The organism is Kitasatospora sp. NPDC001261, assembly GCF_042896795.1.
GTDB lineage: Bacteria > Actinomycetota > Actinomycetes > Streptomycetales > Streptomycetaceae > Kitasatospora.
In genome coordinates, this window is sequence record NZ_JBIAXP010000011.1 from 179,162 (window position 1) to 194,262 (window position 15,101).

Genomic DNA, 15,101 nt, shown 5'->3' on the forward strand with positions numbered 1-15,101 from the left:
GGGCGCCGGGTAGGCCAGGCCTACGGCGGTCATTTCCTCCGGACGGCCGGACCTGGGACGACGGCCCCCGGACACGGGGTCACCGCCCCCGAGGGCGCGGGGCACCGGCCCCGGGAACGCGGGGCACCGGCCCCGGGACGCCGGGCCGGAACCGGCCGATCCGGGACTACAGCCCCAGCCGCCGGTGGCGCTGCTCGTAGGCGCGCAGCGCGCGCAGGAAGTCGACCTTGCGGAAGGCCGGCCAGTACGCCTCGCAGAAGTAGAACTCGCTGTGCGCGCTCTGCCAGAGCAGGAAGCCGGACAGCCGCTGCTCGCCCGAGGTGCGGATGATCAGGTCCGGGTCGGGCTGGTTGCGGGTGTACAGGTGCTCGGCGATGTGCTCGACGGTCAGGACCTCGGCCAGTTCCTCGATCGAGGTGCCGCGTCCGGCCTGCTCCTGGAGCAGCGAGCGGACGGCGTCGGCGATCTCGTGCCGACCGCCGTAGCCGACCGCGACGTTGACCGTTATCCCGTCGATGTCGGCGGTCTGGTCGGCGGCCCGCTTGAGCACGTCGGCGGTGTGCTGGGGCAGCAGGTCCAGCGCGCCGACCGGGTTGACCCGCCAGCGGCGGGCGGCGGCCAGGCCGGTGACGGCGTCCTCGATGATGCCGAGCAGCGGGACGAGCTCGTCGGCCGGGCGGTCCAGGTTGTCGGTGGAGAGCATCCAGAGGGTGACGACCTTGACGTGGGTCTCGTCGCACCAGCCGAGGAACTCGCTGATCTTGTCGGCGCCGCGCTGGTGGCCGTACGCGGTGGAGCCGCCCGCCGCCTTGGCCCAGCGGCGGTTGCCGTCCAGGATCACGCCGATGTGGCGCGGGGTGCTCGCGAGGTGGACCTCGACCCGTCGCCCGTAGAGCCCGTACATCCCGCCGAGCAGGGTGCGCAGCCCCGGCGTCCGTTCGGCGACATCGCGCAGACCCATGTTTCCCGGCCCCTCCGTGCTCGTTGCAACTGGTGCGTCTCCGCCCCCGGCGCAGCCTACTCCGGCGCGCAGGTGCACAGTAAAGCCGCAGGTAGCGGTCTGGTCACGGTCCTGTACGAAGTCTGTCCCGACGGGCGTGTCGGGGGTCCTCCGGACGGGTGGCGGGGCCTCCGCGGGGCCGCTGCGGGGCCTCCGGGGCGCGGACACGGAACGGTCTCCGAATCCTTAACGGAACCGTAAGCCGTTCTTCCGATGCTTGACGACCAGCAATGGTCTAGTCCAGCTTTTGATCCGGGACGGAACGATCCTCCTGCTCCGCCCCGCAGGCTCACTTCGGACCTCCCCTCCCCCACACGCGGCCGCCGCGCCCCCCACCGCGGCGGCCGCTCCTCCCCCAGGAGCGTCACCCCATGGCCCGTACGCTGAACCAGCCTTCGCACAAGCGCCGGCGCAGCCCCCTCCCGGCCGTCGCGGCCGGCGCCACCGCCCTCGCCCTGGCCGGCGGCGGCCTCGCCCTCTTCGCCGGCGGTGCCAGCGCGGCGGTCGGCAACCTGGTCGCCAACGGCGGCTTCGACGGCGGGCTCGGCGGCTGGACCTGCACCGGCGCCGCGACCACGGTGTCCTCCCCGGTCCACTCCGGCACCGGCGCGCTCCAGGCCACCCCGGGCGCCGGCGACACCGCCGAGTGCGCCCAGACCATCAGCGTGCTGCCCAACACCAGCTACACGCTGAGCGCGTGGGTCCAGGGCCCGTACGTCTACCTCGGCGCGCGCGGCACCGGCGGCACCGACCCGTCCGCGTGGTCGAACCAGAACAGTTGGAACCAGCTGTCCACCACCTTCACCACCGGGGCGAACGCCACCAGCGTCACCGTCTACCTGCACGGCTGGTACGGCCAGAGCGCCTACCTCGCCGACGACGTCGCACTGGTCGGCCCCGGCGGCACCGGCACCCCGTCGCCGACCGCGACCCCCACGCCGACCCCGACGCCGACGGCCACCGCCTCCCCCACGGCCACCGCGACGCCCACCCAGACGGCGACCCCGACCCCCACCGGGACGCCCACCCAGACCCCGACGGCGACCCCCACCGCCACGCCGACCAGCACCACCCCGCCGGTCACCGGCCTGCCCGCCCACGCGGTCACCGGCTACTGGCAGAACTTCGACAACGGCTCGACCGCGCAGCGGCTGAGCGACGTCCAGAGCGCGTACGACATCATCGCGGTGTCCTTCGCCGATGCCGTGCCGACCAGGACCGGCGCGATCAGCTTCACCCTGGACCCGGGCCTGTCCAAGGCCCTCGGCGGCTACACCGACGCCCAGTTCCGCGCCGACGTCAAGGCCAAGCAGGCGGCCGGCAAGAAGGTCATCCTCTCCATCGGCGGCCAGAACGGCGCGATCACCGTCGGGGACGCCACCGCCGGCGCCAACTTCACCAACAGCGCCTACGCGATCATCAAGGACTACGGCTTCGACGGCATCGACGTCGATCTGGAGAACGGCGTCCAGGCCGGCCCGCTCGGCGACGCGCTGCACGCCCTGCAGGCCAAGGTCGGCCCCGGCTTCGTCCTGACCATGGCCCCCGAGACCATCGGGATGTACAACACCTCCGGCGCCTACTTCCAGCTGGCGCTGAAGACCAAGGACATCCTCACCGTCGTCAACACCCAGTTCTACAACTCGGGCGGCATGAACGGCTGCGACGGCAAGGTCTACAACCAGGGCACCATCGACTTCATCACCGCGCAGGTCTGCACCCAGATCCAGGGCGGCCTGCGGCCGGACCAGGTGGGCATCGGCGTCCCGGCCTCCAGCCGGGCGGCGGGCGGCGGCTACGTCTCGCCGACCGTGGTGAACAACGCGCTGGACTGCCTGGCCACCGGTAACAACTGCGGCAGCTTCGTGCCGCCAGCCAAGTGGCCGACCATCCGCGGCGCGATGACCTGGTCGACCAACTGGGACGCCAACAACGGCAACGCGTTCTCCAACACGGTCGGCCCGTTCGTCCACAAGATGCCGTGACGGCCGGGAGGCCGTGACCCCCTAGAGCCCAACTCCCCCGGCGCGCCGCTCCTTGAGGGTGGGGCCTGCGCGTCGGCGGCGGGGCCCGTCGTACCGACCGGTACGGCGGGCCCTTCCGTTTCCCCTGTCCCCTCTATTAGGGACGGGGTCCGGCGGGGGCGGTGGCGGGGTCCCCCGGGAGCCGGGAGCGGGGTGGACCGGAGGCCGGGGCGGCTCCCGGTCGTCGCCTGGTACGGCTCCGCTCACCGCGCCAGGACCGCGGTGAGCGCGCCGAGCAGCAGGAACGGGCCGACCGGGAGGTCGAGCCCGCGCACCGGGCGGCGGCGGGCCAGCGCGGCGGCGGCCCGCAGGGTGCCCCACAGCCCGGCGAGCACCATCGCGGCGAACAGCCCGCCGAGCGCCACCGACCAGCCGAACCAGCCGAGCAGCCCGCCCAGGGCGAGCCCGAGCGGAGAATCCCCGGGGCCCAACGCGCCCAGCCAGACGGCCAGTTCGAGGACGCCCCCGACCGCCAGCGCGACCAGCAGGCAGCGCAGCAGCGCACCCGGGTCCCGCTCGGCCTGCGCCGCGACCAGCAGCAGCGCCGCCACCCCGCCGAGCAGCGGCACGGTCAGCCCGTACGGCAGCCGGCGCACCCGCGCGTCGACGAAGCCGAGCGCCACGCCGAGCGCCGCCGCCCAGCCCAGGGCCAGGGTCACCACCACCAGGCGGTCCGCCGCGTACGCCACCGCGACGGCGACCGCCGCCGCGACCGCCTCCACCGTCCAGGGGCCGGCGCCCAGCCGCTCCCGGCAGCCCGGGCAGCGCCCGGTCGGCGGCAGCAGCCGCACCGCGCGCCCGCAGGACGGGCAGGCCTCGCACCAGGGCTCGCCCTCCGGCACCGCGAAGCGGGCGATCCGCCCGCGCAGCGGCGGAGCCGCCAGGAGACCGACCAGAACCGCCGCGACCACGACCGGGACCACCGGCGCACCCCCTCCTCGACCGACACGACCGACACGACCGGCCACATCCTCCCGCGCCGGGCGTGTGCCGTCCGTCTCGCTTCCATGGAACGGTGCGGCGGCGCTCCTCGCATACAGGAGCATTCCGGACATTCGACTGCCGGTTCACAAGGCCGCCCGCCGCCCCTGCCTGCCGATCCAAGGGGGCCGTTCCGACCCTCCGAAGCACCCCCGCGGAGACCCGCCGCACGGCCGCTCCGTACCCCTAAAGTAGGCGGACATGCAGGTCATCCAGTCCAGCAAGCTCGCCAATGTCTGCTACGACATCCGCGGACCGGTACTCGACGAGGCGATGCGGCTGGAGGAACAGGGCCACCGCATCCTCAAGCTCAACACCGGCAACCCGGCCACCTTCGGTTTCGAGGCGCCCCCGGAGATCCTCCAGGACATCCTGCGCAACCTCGCCACCGCGCACGGCTACGGCGACTCCAAGGGCCTGCTCTCCGCCCGCCGCGCGGTGGTCATGCACTACGAGGACCGCGGGCTGCACGGCCTCTCCGTCGACGACGTCTTCCTCGGCAACGGCGTCTCCGAACTGATCCAGCTGGCCATGACCGCGCTGCTGGACGACGGCGACGAGGTGCTCGTCCCGGCCCCGGACTACCCGCTGTGGACCGCCTCGGTCTCGCTGGCCGGCGGCACCGCCGTGCACTACCGCTGCGACGAGCAGTCCGAGTGGTACCCGGACCTCGCCGACATCGAGGCCAAGGTCACCGACCGCACCAGGGCCATCGTGGTGATCAACCCGAACAACCCGACCGGCGCGGTCTACCCGCGCGAGGTGCTGGAGGGCATCGCCGAGATCGCCCGCCGGCACGACCTGGTGGTCTACGCGGACGAGATCTACGACAAGATCCTCTACGACGACGCCGAGCACGTCCCGCTGGCCACCCTGGCCCCGGACCTCTTCTGCGTCACCTTCAACGGGCTGTCCAAGGCGTACCGGGTCGCGGGCTTCCGCTCCGGCTGGATGGTGCTGTCCGGCGACCGGCACCGGGCCCGCAGCTACATCGAGGGCCTGACCGTGCTCGCCTCGATGCGGCTCTGCGCCAACATGCCGGCCCAGCACGCGGTGGCCGCCGCGCTCGGCGGGCGGCAGTCGATCCGCGACCTGGTGCTGCCCGGCGGCCGGCTGCACGCCTCGCGCGACGCCGCGTACAAGCTGCTCAACGACATCCCCGGGGTCAGCTGCGTCAAGCCCAAGGGCGCGCTGTACGCCTTCCCCCGGCTGGACCCCAAGGTCCACAAGATCAAGGACGACGCCCGGATGGTGCTCGACCTGCTGCGCTCCCAGCGCATCCTGCTGGTCCAGGGCACCGGCTTCAACTGGCCCGAGCCGGACCACTTCCGGCTGGTCACGCTGCCCCGGCCGGAGGAGATCACCGACGCGGTGACCCGGATCGGCGACTTCCTGAGCGGCTACGTCCAGCCGTAGCCACCGGGCCCGACGACACCCGGGACGGCTCCCGGGAAAACACTACGGCCGGAGTTCCGGCCCGGGCGATCTCCTTGGTCGGGGGAAAATCGCCCGGCGGAACTCCGGCCGTCCTGCCGCTCGGCGGGGCGCGCGGTTCGTGCCGCGCGCCCGCCGCTACCGCGGCTGAGGCTCAGGCTCAGCCGAGGCGCGCGACGAGGTTCCGGTACTCGTCCCACAGCTCCTTCGGGGTGTGGTCGCCGAAGGTCTCCAGGTGGGCCGGCACGAGCGCGGCCTCCTGGCGCCAGATGTCGGCGTCCACGGTGAAGAGCAGGTCGAGGTCCTCCTTGGAGAGGTCCAGGTCGCCGAGGTCGAAGCCCTCGACGGTCGGCAGCACGCCGATCGGGGTCTCGACGCCCTCGCCGGTGCCCTCCAGGCGCTCGACGATCCACTTGAGCACGCGGCTGTTCTCGCCGTAGCCGGGCCAGACGAACTTGCCCTCGGCGTCCTTGCGGAACCAGTTGACGTAGTAGATCTTCGGCAGCTTGGCGGCGTCCGCCTGGGCGCCGACCTTCAGCCAGTGGGCGAAGTAGTCGCCCATGTTGTAGCCGCAGAACGGCAGCATCGCGAACGGGTCGCGGCGCAGCTCGCCGACGGTGCCCTCGGCGGCGGCGGTCTTCTCGGAGGCGATGTTGGCGCCCAGGAAGACGCCGTGCTGCCAGTCGAAGGACTCGGTCACCAGCGGGACGGCGGTGGCGCGGCGGCCGCCGAACAGGATCGCCGAGATCGGCACGCCCGCCTGGTCCTCCCACTCCGGGGCGATGGTCGGGCACTGCGCGGCCGGGACGGCGAAGCGGGCGTTCGGGTGGGCGGCCGGGGTGCCGGACTCGGGGGTCCAGTCGTTGCCGCGCCAGTCGGTCAGGTGCGCCGGGGGCTCATCGGTGAGGCCCTCCCACCACACGTCGCCGTCGTCGGTGAGGGCGACGTTGGTGAAGACGGTGTTGCCCCAGAGCGTCTCGATGGCGTTGGCGTTGGTGTCCACGCCGGTGCCGGGGGCGACGCCGAAGAAGCCGGCCTCGGGGTTGATGGCGTACAGGCGGCCGTCGGCGCCGAAACGCATCCAGGCGATGTCGTCGCCGATCGTCTCGACCTTCCAGCCCGGGACGGTCGGCTGGAGCATGGCCAGGTTGGTCTTGCCGCAGGCCGAGGGGAAGGCCGCCGCGACGTACTTGACCTCGCCGCTCGGCGGGGTGAGCTTCAGGATGAGCATGTGCTCGGCCAGCCAGCCCTCGTCGCGGGCCATGGTCGAGGCGATGCGCAGCGCGTAGCACTTCTTGCCGAGCAGGGCGTTGCCGCCGTAGCCCGAGCCGAAGGACCAGATCTCCTTGGTCTCCGGGAAGTGCGAGATGAACTTGGTGCTGTTGCACGGCCACGGCACGTCCGCCTGGCCCTCGGCGAGCGGGGCGCCGACGGTGTGCACGGCCTTGACGAAGTCGCCGTCCTCGCCGAGCTGGTCCAGCACGGCCTGACCCATGCGGGTCATCACGCGCATGGAGACGGCGACGTAGGCGGAGTCGGTGATCTCGACGCCGTACGCGGCCAGCGGGGAACCGACCGGGCCCATCGAGAAGGGCACGACGTACATCGTGCGGCCCTTCATCGCGCCGCGGAAGAGGCCCTGCTCGCCCTGGAAGATCTCCCGCATCTCGGCGGGGGCCTTCCAGTGGTTGGTCGGTCCGGCGTCCTTCTCCTGCTCGGAGCAGATGAAGGTGCGGTCCTCCACGCGCGCCACGTCGGACGGGTCCGAGGCGGCGTAGTAGGAGTTGGGGCGCTTCTCCTCGTTGAGCTTCTTGAAGGTGCCCTGCGCCACCAGCAGGTCCGCGAGGCGCTGGTACTCCTCGTCGGAACCGTCGCACCACTCGATGCGGTCCGGCTGGGTGAGCTCGGCGATCTCGCTCACCCAAGCGAGCAGCTGCTTGTGGCGGGTGGGCGCGGATGCGCTGAGAGCAGAGATCTCGTACGACACGATCGCTCCGTTTCACGCCATCTCGGCGTGGAGATGGCGTCGCGGGGGTCTGAGGGTGCTTGCAGCGTAGCTCCGGACTCAAGGCCGGAACGCGGCGAAGCGTCGAAATTGACGCACCCTTTACTACAGCCAGTATGATTACTCATCGGTAACATGCCGACCGACCCCGCGACGGAGTGCGCGGCGCCACACTCCAAATACTCCAAAACGTCTAAGAGTGACGATCGCCACTTCCTACGCGTGAGTAACCTACGGAGCCGTAGGTAACGGGTAGCATGCTGCGCATGACTGCTGCTGCGCTCGCGGAGAGTGCACTCACGGAGAGCAAGCCGAAGTGGCGCGGCTGGCTGCACGCCGGAATGTTCCCCGCCACGGTGGCCGCCGGGATCGTGCTGATCTGCCTGGCCGACTCCACCCCCGCCAAGATCGCCTGCGCGATCTACTCGGTCAGCGCCTGGCTGCTGTTCGGGGTCAGCGCGGTGTACCACCGCTTCAACTGGGGGCCGCGCGGGGACGCCGTGCTGCGCCGGCTGGACCACGCGAACATCTTCCTGATCATCGCGGGCACCTACACGCCGTTCACCATGCTGCTGCTCAAGGGCGCCGACCAGCAGGTCCTGCTCTGGGTGGCCTGGGGCGGCGCGCTGGCCGGGATCGCGTTCCGGGTGTTCTGGGTCGGCGCGCCGCGCTGGCTGTACACACCGGTGTACCTCGCGCTGGGCTGGGCCGCCGCCTTCTTCCTGCCGGACTTCCTGCGCGCCGGCGGGGTCGCCGTCCTGGTGCTGATGATCGTCGGCGGGGTGCTCTACAGCATCGGCGGCGTGGTGTACGGGCTCAAGCGGCCCAACCCCTCACCGCGCTGGTTCGGGTTCCACGAGGTGTTCCACGCCTTCACCCTGGGGGCGTTCATCGTCCAGTACGTCGGCGTCTCGCTGGTGGCCTACAGCACCACCGGGTGACCACCGGTGCCGTACGCCATGGCCGGGTGAACACCGGTGCCGTACGCCACGGCCGGTCGGCCACCGGTGGCGTACGGCACGGTCGGGTGATCACTGGTGGCGTACGGCACGGCCGGTCGATCCCGGCGCACCCCGACGGGCGGTCGAACGGTCCACGGACCGGACGGCCGCCCGTTCCGCCGTCCAGGGCCGCTCGTACGGGGCCCGGAGCTGCGGGCGGCGCGGGTAGGCCGCGTGGTCGGCCGCGCCGGCCTCCGGCTGCGGGCCCGGATCCTGCAGCGGCCCGTGCGCGTGGTGCTGCTCGCCGTACCCGTGGTGCTGCTGCCCGCCGTGCGCGTGGTGCTGCTCCCCGTGCGACTCCCGGTGGGGCTCGCGCGGCGGCCAGGCCGGCGCCGGGAGCGCCTCGGGCTCGGGCCACCGCACCGCGCCGACCGCACGGCCCCGCGCCTGCCGGGCGTCCAGCGCCTCGCGGGCCCGGCGGCAGCGCTCGCAGTGCGCGGCGTCCGGGATGCCGCGGCGCGGACGGTGCCGCACCGGGGCCGGCCCGCCGCGCATCGCGCGCCAGCGGCGGGCGACGTAGACCATCAGCAGCAGGGTCTCCACCCCGGCGACCGCCAGGACCAGTGGGGCACCCTTGATCAGATAGGCCGCCACCACGGCCAGCGCAGAGCCCACCACCACCGCCGAGCCCCACACCTGGGAGCTCATCTGCTTGTCGTCCGCGTCGGCCACCTCGGTCCCCTTTCCCGGTGCCGGGCTCGTGGTCGGCTCCCGCCGCCCCACCTCTTCTCCGCTCTCGGCACGCGTCGGCCAGCACTGACCGATTGCCACATCGTATCTACCGTCAGTCATGGCCAACCGCCCCCAGGCGGCGAACGACAGATCAACGTTGCGTCAATTCCTTGTGCGGAAGCAGCACTTCCAGGACACATCACGGAACGTGACCACGGCAAGGCGCCCGGCCGGGAGAACCCGGCCGAGCGCCTCGGTGAACCTCTCGCGACCCCGCCCGCCGTCAGCCGCGGCGGACGCCCCTCCGCCGCAGCACGGCACCCGCGCCCACCAGGGCGGTGGCCCCCAGGGCGGCCGCCGCCGTCACGGCCGGCAGTGCCGAACCGCCGCCCGCGGGTCGCGGTGCGACCGCGAGTTGCGGGCCCTCCCCGGGCTGCGGTGCCGTCCCGGACCGCGGCGCGGCCGCGAGTTCCGGCGCGGCGTCCGCCTCGTAGCCGCCGCCCTTGCCCGCCCGGTCGTACGCCGAGCCGGGCAGCTTGTCCCCGTACCGCTGGTGCACCAGCTGCTGGTACGCGGCCAGCGTGACCCCGCCCGCGCCCACCGAGCGCCGCGCCTCGTCGTCCAGCGGCAGCACCCGGCCGTCACGCAGCACGTACCAGGCGTTGACCTGCGGCTCGCGGAAGGCGGTGCCACCGCCGCTGCCCGCCGCCTTCGCCGCGTAGTCGCTCTCGTCACCGCCCGAGGCGATGTTCACCACCTTCCAGCCGTCGCCCTGCCGGACGGTCCAGACCGAGGCGCTCTGCCCGTCCGCCGCGACCACCTTGCTGGCGGTGAACTCCGGCGTCGCCACCGGTGCGCCGGGGGTACCGGCCACGAAGCCGGGGTCCAGGACGTACACCGGCACGGTGTCGCCGACCAGCCGCGGCGCGGCCTCGCCCGCCGCCCGGGCCTCCTCGGCGGCGCCGATGGTCAGCTGCCGGGTCGGCGGGACGCCCTTGCGGGCGAAGAAGTGGCCGACCTTGTCGAGGACGGCCGGGTCCTGGACCGCGCCGCGGGCCTGCGCCAGCTCGGCGGCGGGCACCGGGGCCGGGGCGGACGGGGAGTCCGCGTGCGCGGCCGGGGCGAGCGCCAGCGCGAGGCCGGCGGCGAGCAGGGCGGTGGCGGTCGCGGTGGCGGCCCGACGGCGGCTCTTGGTCTCGGTCATGGCCGCCCTCACGCGCCGATCCGGTACAGGGAGTGGGTCCACGAGAACGTGTTGTTGTTCACGTAGTACCCGTAGTCCGCCCAGTTGTAGCGGTAGTTGGAGGGCCACGGATCGCCCCAGTAGACCCAGTTGCTCGACGTGTCGTAGCCGTACAGGACGTGCATGTGGCCGCCGCCCGAACTCCACTGGATGCGCGTCTCGATCGGGCGGTCCGCGTTCACCTCGGACTGCACGGTGCCGTAGTTCAGGTACCCGTTGACGTACGAGCCCGGGTTGATGCCGACCCAGTTCAGCCCGTTCTGCACGTCGCCCAGCGTGGCCTGGCTGTTGGGGCAGCTGGAGTTGGCGGAGCGGCCGAACGCGGCGTTGCAGAACTGGTTCTGGCTGTAGTTGTAGCCGAACCAGGTGGCGATGGTGTTCCCGCTCGCCGCCCAGCACCAGTTGGTCTGCTGTTGCTGCTGCATGGTGATGTTGAGCTTCTTGAAGGTGCCGGCCAGGTCGGCCGTGCTGCCGGGCGCGGCGGCCTGGCGGACCTGGTGCGCGGCCCGGTCCTGGGCCTCGGCCTGAGTCTGGGCCTGGGTCCGGTCCTGGTCCTGGTCCTGGTACTGGGCCTGCTGCCCGGCCGGGGCGGCGATCGCGGGCGCCGCCACCGCGGCGGTGAGCGCCGGGCCCAGCACGCCGAGGGCGAGCAGCGAGACCGCGCGGCGCAGCCGTATTCGTGGAACTGGCATGGCGGGAAAGCCTCCTTGCACGAGTGGAGCGAGGTGCTGTGTGGGGGCGCGGTCCGGATCGCGCCCCGAGCATCGCGCCTCGTCAGGGACAGGTCAACGGCCGTCCGCGGGGCCCGGACCGAGGTGTGAACGGGCGGACGCGGATGTGAACGGCGCCCGGAGAACCACCGCGCAGCAGGCCCGGACCGGTGACAAACCACCGCACCGATGTGAATATTCACGGTCAAACGCCGCTCCGTCCCGAGCCGCCCGCACGCCGGTCCGCCCGTCCCCCAGGAGGCCGCCATCCACAAGAGCGACCCAGCCGACCTCGCCGCCGCCCTGCGCACCGGCCCCTTCCACCTCGCCCTGCGCACCGCGATCTCCGCCCGGGGCCTCGCCCTCCACCGCATCCGCCGCCACCTCGCCCTGCGCGGCGTCACCGTCGGCCTCACCAGCCTCAGTTACTGGCAGCAGGGCCGCCGCCGCCCCGAACGCACCGAGTCACTGCGCGCCGTCGCCGCCCTGGAAGAGGTCCTCGACCTGCCCGAACACTCCCTCACCCGGCTGCTCGGCCCCCGCCGCGCCGCCGGCCCCGCCCCCGCCGGCCCGCCCGTCCGCCCCTACCGCGACCTCATCTCCCCCGCCGTCGCCGTCGACGACCTGCTCGCCACCCTCGCCGGCCCGCGCGACACCGGACTGCACACCATCACCCACATCGAACGCATCCGCGTCGGCCCCGACCGCCAACTCGCCCGCCGCGACTCCCAGCACGCCCTGCGCGCCCACCGCGACGGTATCGACCGCTACCTCGCCCTCTACCAGGGCGACCCGGGCAGCGACATCACCCGCGTCGGCGTCCGCGCCGAGGAGAACTGCCGCCCCGGCCGCATCCGCCGCGACCAGGCCCACCACCTGCTCGCCGCCGAACTCCTCCTCGACCGCCGCCTACGCGCCGGCGACACCCACCTGCTCGGCTACGGCTTCGACGACGCCCCCTCCCCCGACCCCAGCTGCGAATACGTCCGCGGCTTCAACTCCGGCGCCGGCCAGTACGTCCTCCAGGTCACCTTCCACCCCGCCGCCCTCCCCGTCCGCTGCCACCGCTTCGCACTGCACTCACCGGGCGCCGCCCCGTACGAGACCGAGGAACTCACCCTCGACGGGCACCACTGCGTCCACCTGGTGGCGACGGCGGTACGGCCGTGCCTCCTGGGGATCCGGTGGGACTGGGAGTGAGGGGGGTGGGGGTCAGTGCGACCAGTACGGGTCGTCGACGGGGTCGATCACATAGCCGTCGGCGTCGTACGGCGCACGGCCCAGCGGGGGGAGGGGCTTGTACTCGTGGGCCGGCTGGTACAGCACCCCGGCAGTCCCCACCAGGAACTTCACCCGGTACGTCGAGTCCTGCTGCGGCTTCGCGAGGAACGTCAGGTACGTCTCACCGTCCGCGTTCCCCATCCCGTCCATGCCCTGGATCCCGTCAGCGGGCTTCGACCGTTCGACCACCCTGTTTCCGAGGCCCTTCCAGGCCTGCGCCACCTGGTCCATCAGCGCCGGAAGCTTCGCCTGCGAGACCACGGTCCGAACGACCACGATCTCGGTCAGATCCGACCCCATGCTCGGCTCGCCGTCCCAGAGATCGGGTTTCCTCAGCACCTCGAAGTCGGCCCCCGCATAGCTGAGGGCGGGCGTGATCCCGTCCATGGTCACGCGCAGCGCGCGGTCGACCCGGTCCTTCGCCTGGCCCGTCCTCACCCAGTCCGACCGGCCGGCCAGTGCCAACGGCCCGTAACCGTTCAAGAACAGCGCCCAGCCACCGACCACCGCGACGACGAACGACAGCACCACCGCGCCGAGCACCTTCCACCGGGGCTTCATCGTCCCCCTGTCAGATGAACGTCGTCAGGGTTGCCCGCGATGATCGCGGCGACGTTGCCCAGCGAAGGACCACCGGTCTCCGGAGCCAGGTACTTGGTGTGCATGCCGAAGTCCCCCCAGCTCCACCACTGGCTCCAGCCGTCGACGGTGAAGCGCTTGGCCCCGAAGGAGCCGCTCGCCGGATCCCTCCCGTAGTAGAGGTCGTGCGGGTCCGCCCCGACCAAGCCGCCGAAGGGCCAGGGCACCGCCGCCGCGGTCGGCGAGGGGATCTGGGTGACCGGGTCGTCGCCGGCCGCACCCGCCCACACATGACCTGCGGGCATCCCGAGGTCCGAGGCGTGCTTCACCCCGACGCCGGGGCTCCCGATGATCACCACGTCGTCCGGCAGCGTGTAATTCCCTTGATGGGCGGCCAGCTTCGTGGCCTGGCCGACGAGGAGCGAACCGTAGCTGTGGCCCATCGAGGTGATGTGCGGGTTCTGACCACTGCTGTTGGCAGCCCGGAGCCCACTGACGAACCTCGCGTAGTCGGGTGCGCCGGCCAACGCCCGCTCGGGAGTGGTTGCCTTGAGGTCCATGTCCGGTGGGTCGTAACCGAGCCAGACGATGGAGGCCACCGAACCGCCGGGCTTGACCTTCTTGTTCGCCTCCCGCCAGACGTTCAGCGCGTTCTCCGCCTCGTTGGTACCGGGCTTGCCCGGCCCCGCCGGGCCGAGCGAGTCCGGGGTTGTGGTGATCCCGGGCACGTAGGCGGAGATGTCGGTGGCGGTGTCGGGGTTCCCGAAGGAGAGGATCGCGCGGCCCTGGCCCTCAGTGCCGATGCCGAGCAGATAGGTGCGCGGTCGACCGTCATTCGCCGCGGCGTCCTGCTTGAGGCGCTCCCAGACGGGCACGAGCTTCGCAAGCTCCGCCTGCTCTTCCTTCGTCCGGTCCTTCTTCTCACGGAGCTCGCGCAGCCGGTTTGTCAGGTAGCTCCGGTTGACCTGGTCCCGCACGTCCGCCGGGATCCCGTCCAGGTTCCCGACCTTCTCCGGGTGGTGGTCGATGAACCACTGCCGGCCCGCCGGGTCGAGGCCGTTCCACCAGCTGTTGACCTCGGTGGGCGGCGCTCCCACGGCCGGCATGTCCCTCAGGTACGGGGCGCCCGACCCGTTCGCCGTCCGCTGGTCGGCCTCGGCGACCGCGAGGGTCAGGCCCGACTTGCTGGTGGCGTGCTGGGTGAAGCCCCTGAGCAGCCCGGCGAGGGTCTGGTCGGCCGTCCCGGCCTCGGTGAGGGCGGCGGTGATCCGCTTGGCGATCTCCTCGGCCGCCGCCTTCTGCTTGGTCTCCCAGTTCGCGTCCACCGGGCCGGTGGGCGCGGGCCAGCTCACCGTGCCGTTGTCGCTGACGGTCAGGCCCTTGGCGCCGGCGTCGACGACGGCCTGCCGGAGTTTCGACTGGGCGAGTCCGAAGAGGTCGGCGTAGTCCCGCAGGGTCTGGCCGAGTGCGGCCAGTTCGGTTTCGGCGGCGTGCAGTTGGGTGGTCGTGCCGTCCAGTGAGGGGATCGCGGCGTCGGCGGCCGGTCCGCTCCAACCCGACCCGTGGACCCGGTCGGTGGTGCCGCGCTTCCAGTCGGCGGTGTGCTGCGCGAACGCCTTGTGGAGTGCGTCGTACGCGTCGCCGGCCGCGTGGAGGTCCCCCGGTCTGGCGTTCTTCAGGCTCGCGAAGTCGAGTCGGCCCGCGCCGGCCCGCTGATCCGGATCAGCCATGAGTGCTCCCCCCGATACTCACCGCTACCATAACCCACGTCTGCCACAGCGGCATTGGGGGAAGAGCGATGGGTGACGGCAAGGGATTCACTGTCAAACCAGGCGAGTTGACCGCCGCCGGGAACAACGCGCTGGCGGTGGCCGGGAAGGTTCCGGAGGAGACGGCGAAGCTCGCGGAGCCGGGCGACAAGGCGGCCGGGGGGCTGGCGGGGTGGCAGAGCGGGGCGGCACTGCAGGGGTGCGGCACCGCCTGGAAGTCGCTGCTGGACGGGCTCGCCGGCGACATGAAGTCGGCCGGCGGCAACCTTCTCACCTGCGCGCAGACGTACCTCAGCGCCGACCGGTTGCCCGCGCCCGCCACCGCGGCGGCCGCCACCGATCCCTTCGGCACGAAGGTGGCCGGGGTGGCGGGCGTGCATCTGACCAGGGACGCGTAACTCC

Annotated in this window: 13 protein-coding genes; 5 read left to right on the forward strand and 8 right to left on the reverse strand. The window is 72.4% G+C overall.

The features are described from left to right. Positions 1-166 precede the first annotated feature (166 nt). The gene (locus ACFY4B_RS17065) at positions 167-961 is read right to left on the reverse strand and encodes an isoprenyl transferase (protein ID WP_181970663.1); all 795 of its coding nucleotides are present in this window, start codon (positions 959-961) and stop codon (positions 167-169) included. A gap of 410 nt (positions 962-1,371) precedes the next feature. On the opposite strand from ACFY4B_RS17065, the gene ACFY4B_RS17070 reads away from it, so the two are divergent. Beyond that, positions 1,372-2,985 (forward strand): chitinase, encoded by a 1,614-nt coding sequence (locus ACFY4B_RS17070; RefSeq protein WP_380737570.1) that lies wholly within the window; start codon positions 1,372-1,374, stop codon positions 2,983-2,985. Between the two features lie 242 nt (positions 2,986-3,227). Here the strand turns inward: ACFY4B_RS17070 and ACFY4B_RS17075 are convergent, their stop codons facing one another. Beyond that, positions 3,228-3,947 (reverse strand): hypothetical protein, encoded by a 720-nt coding sequence (locus ACFY4B_RS17075; RefSeq protein WP_079271861.1) that lies wholly within the window; start codon positions 3,945-3,947, stop codon positions 3,228-3,230. 259 nt (positions 3,948-4,206) lie between these two features. Here ACFY4B_RS17075 and ACFY4B_RS17080 point away from each other — a divergent pair, with 259 nt between their 5' ends. Beyond that, on the forward strand, positions 4,207-5,421 hold the full coding sequence (locus ACFY4B_RS17080) for a pyridoxal phosphate-dependent aminotransferase (RefSeq protein WP_074001322.1): 1,215 nt from the start codon (positions 4,207-4,209) through the stop codon (positions 5,419-5,421). A 178-nt stretch (positions 5,422-5,599) separates the two neighbouring features. Here ACFY4B_RS17080 and ACFY4B_RS17085 read toward each other — a convergent pair whose 3' ends face one another. Beyond that, positions 5,600-7,426: a phosphoenolpyruvate carboxykinase (GTP) gene (locus ACFY4B_RS17085; RefSeq protein ID WP_049659026.1), complete on the reverse strand. Its 1,827-nt coding sequence runs from the start codon at positions 7,424-7,426 to the stop codon at positions 5,600-5,602. Between the two features lie 284 nt (positions 7,427-7,710). On the opposite strand from ACFY4B_RS17085, the gene ACFY4B_RS17090 reads away from it, so the two are divergent. Beyond that, complete coding sequence (locus tag ACFY4B_RS17090; protein WP_049659028.1) at positions 7,711-8,385, forward strand: hemolysin III family protein; 675 nt, start codon at positions 7,711-7,713, stop codon at positions 8,383-8,385. 90 nt (positions 8,386-8,475) lie between these two features. Here ACFY4B_RS17090 and ACFY4B_RS17095 read toward each other — a convergent pair whose 3' ends face one another. The 3 genes from ACFY4B_RS17095 to ACFY4B_RS17105 form a co-directional block, all read right to left on the reverse strand. Next, a complete protein-coding gene (locus tag ACFY4B_RS17095; RefSeq protein WP_074001321.1) occupies positions 8,476-9,117 on the reverse strand; it encodes a hypothetical protein in 642 nt (213 codons plus the stop codon). Positions 9,118-9,400: 283 nt separating this feature from the next. Next, entirely contained in the window at positions 9,401-10,321 is a 921-nt protein-coding gene (locus ACFY4B_RS17100) for a hypothetical protein (RefSeq protein ID WP_387968476.1), read from the reverse strand. A gap of 8 nt (positions 10,322-10,329) precedes the next feature. Then, positions 10,330-11,052, reverse strand: coding sequence for a papain-like cysteine protease family protein (locus tag ACFY4B_RS17105; RefSeq protein ID WP_387968478.1), 723 nt, complete (start codon positions 11,050-11,052; stop codon positions 10,330-10,332). Positions 11,053-11,337: 285 nt separating this feature from the next. Between ACFY4B_RS17105 and ACFY4B_RS17110 the strand changes: the two genes are divergently transcribed. Then, positions 11,338-12,270, forward strand: a complete 933-nt coding sequence (locus ACFY4B_RS17110; protein ID WP_049658495.1) for a hypothetical protein — start codon at positions 11,338-11,340, stop codon at positions 12,268-12,270. Between the two features lie 12 nt (positions 12,271-12,282). Here the strand turns inward: ACFY4B_RS17110 and ACFY4B_RS17115 are convergent, their stop codons facing one another. Beyond that, positions 12,283-12,912, reverse strand: a complete 630-nt coding sequence (locus ACFY4B_RS17115; RefSeq protein WP_387968480.1) for a hypothetical protein — start codon at positions 12,910-12,912, stop codon at positions 12,283-12,285. Then, positions 12,909-14,660 carry an alpha/beta hydrolase gene (locus ACFY4B_RS17120; protein ID WP_387968482.1) on the reverse strand — a complete coding sequence of 584 codons (1,752 nt, stop codon included), beginning with the start codon at positions 14,658-14,660 and terminating at the stop codon, positions 12,909-12,911. Before ACFY4B_RS17120 ends, ACFY4B_RS17115 begins: the two co-directional genes overlap by 4 nt. A gap of 68 nt (positions 14,661-14,728) precedes the next feature. Here ACFY4B_RS17120 and ACFY4B_RS17125 point away from each other — a divergent pair, with 68 nt between their 5' ends. Further along, complete coding sequence (locus ACFY4B_RS17125; protein ID WP_147409158.1) at positions 14,729-15,097, forward strand: hypothetical protein; 369 nt, start codon at positions 14,729-14,731, stop codon at positions 15,095-15,097. Positions 15,098-15,101 lie beyond the last annotated feature (4 nt).